The sequence below is a fragment of the Staphylococcus sp. GDX8P54P genome (assembly GCF_017893165.1).
GTDB lineage: Bacteria > Bacillota > Bacilli > Staphylococcales > Staphylococcaceae > Staphylococcus > Staphylococcus borealis.
The window spans coordinates 1-1272 of record NZ_JAESMM010000071.1; the positions used below are offsets into that span (position 1 = coordinate 1).

General features: G+C 34.1%; 1 protein-coding gene. It reads left to right on the plus strand.

Translation table 11 applies throughout. The features are described 5' to 3' along the window. Positions 1-889, plus strand: an 889-nt coding sequence (locus KA909_RS13160) for a recombinase zinc ribbon domain-containing protein (protein ID WP_210130313.1), incomplete at its 5' end; no start/stop codon positions are given. Positions 890-1272 lie beyond the last annotated feature (383 nt).

A 1272-nucleotide genomic window follows, 5' to 3' on the forward strand; every position in this document is an offset into this window, starting at 1 on the left:
TCGTAAAGGCTTGAATGATAAACCAGTAATCGCCGAAGGCAAACACACCCCTATTATTAGCCAATCATTATGGGATAAAGTCCAAGCACGTAAAAAACAAGTAAGTGAAAAACCACAAGTTCATGGTAAAGGAACCAATATTTTAACTGGATTAATTTCGTGCCCCCAATGTTCTGCTTCAATGTCTGCGAGCACAACAGTTAATACACTTAAAGATGGTACTAAAAAACGCATTCGCTACTATTCGTGTAGTAACTTTCGTAATAAAGGGTCAAAAGTATGTTCTGCGAATAGTGTCAGAGCCGATGTAATTGAAAAATATGTTATGGATCAAATACTCGAAATCGTTAAAAGTGACAAAGTTATCAAACAAGTCGTTGAGCGTGTCAATCAAGAACATCAAATTGATAAGTCTGCACTCAATCATGATATCGCATATAAGCAACAACAATATGATGAGGTCCAAATCAAATTAGATAACTTGATCAAAACACTTGAAGATAATCCAGACTTAACATCTGTGCTTAAAAATACGATTCATCAGTATGAAAAACAACTCAATGACATCACAAATCAAATCAATCAACTTAAGCAACAACAAAGTGCTCCCAAAACAATATATGACGCTAATGAGATTGCGACTATATTACGTCATATATTCAAAAATATCGAAACCATGGATAAAGCACAACTCAAAGCACTATACCTTACGGTCATAGACCACATTGATATTCGTAAAGACGAACATCATAAAAAACAGTTCTACGTCACATTAAAACTCAATCATGAAATCATTAAACAACTCTTCCATAATACCCCTCTCGACGAAGTGCAACTCAGCACTTCGTCTTTATTATTATCTCAAACACTCTATTTGCCTATCTCATAATGGATACTGTCCTTTCGTCATCCAATAACACACATCTCATATATTCTATCCATAGATGAAGCTAGCCTAACGAACACGGATGCTTATATTGAATGACGAAAGAACATCCCAAAATAAAAAATGAACGGGATGATAATGGGATTTGATAAATCTATATAAGAAAAGGATTACGCAAGCGTAATCCCGAAATCCCATTAGTATTTATAAATAAATAATATAAAAAGAAAAAGTAAGTCGTACTGACATCTACAAATCCAAATAATATATAAATATATAGCTATATTTCCCGAGAAATGAGCGGGATAACGGGATTTCCTTGTCATACCAACAATTGTCATGACTTTCGCTTGGGATATTTTCTATATTTCAGTGGGATTTCTAGG